This window comes from Vibrio sp. TRT 17S01 (assembly GCF_050113695.1).
GTDB lineage: Bacteria > Pseudomonadota > Gammaproteobacteria > Enterobacterales > Vibrionaceae > Vibrio.
This window is the reverse complement of sequence record NZ_JBNJOG010000076.1, coordinates 1-570: the sequence shown is the minus strand read 5'-3', so window position 1 is coordinate 570 and position 570 is coordinate 1. Positions and strand designations below refer to the sequence as shown.

Annotated in this window: 1 protein-coding gene; it reads right to left on the bottom strand. The window is 39.5% G+C overall.

Features of this window, described 5'->3' with window-relative positions; translation table 11 throughout:
- Nucleotides 1–78 precede the first annotated feature (78 nt).
- Nucleotides 79–354, bottom strand: a complete 276-nt coding sequence (locus tag ACQEXS_RS22545; protein ID WP_427015282.1) for a hypothetical protein — start codon at nucleotides 352–354, stop codon at nucleotides 79–81.
- Nucleotides 355–570 lie beyond the last annotated feature (216 nt).

Here is a 570-nt window from a genome sequence, read left to right as displayed (position 1 = left end):
AAACCACTGCACCTTAAACACTAAAGCCAAGTTTAAACTGAAATCGCCAAGCGTTGTGAGTCACTCTTAAATGCTTTATTATGTGCAATCACCTGCTTTTTGAAATATAAATTCAGGCTCACCAATACGAATTAATTGATGAGAATGGGAGTTAACAAGACTCACTCGAACATAACCAACATTTCCAGTCTGTGTTGATACATATCCTCTACCCGAAACCAAGCCTGTCACAAGTTCATCCCCATCTGCTAACTTTGAAAGCGGAAAATAAAGTAAGCCTATTACTAGAAAAACCGCAAATATAGTTATAGTTTTTTGGTTCATATGAAACCAAGTAGCAACCATTTTAATCACGCTACCTCCTTGCACATAACGCCCAATTAAGGTGTGAAGCACGCAATGACTATGCCTCCGCATTGCACTTAAACACCGAAATCACCGCATACTGAAAATGCCAAGCGTGCTGAATCACTCTTAAACAGTTTGTTATATGCCTTGGATTCAAGTACGAAGTGCGACACCTCTGAACATAAAAACAGTGAGATGCGATAATCATGAAGTTTGCTCCCG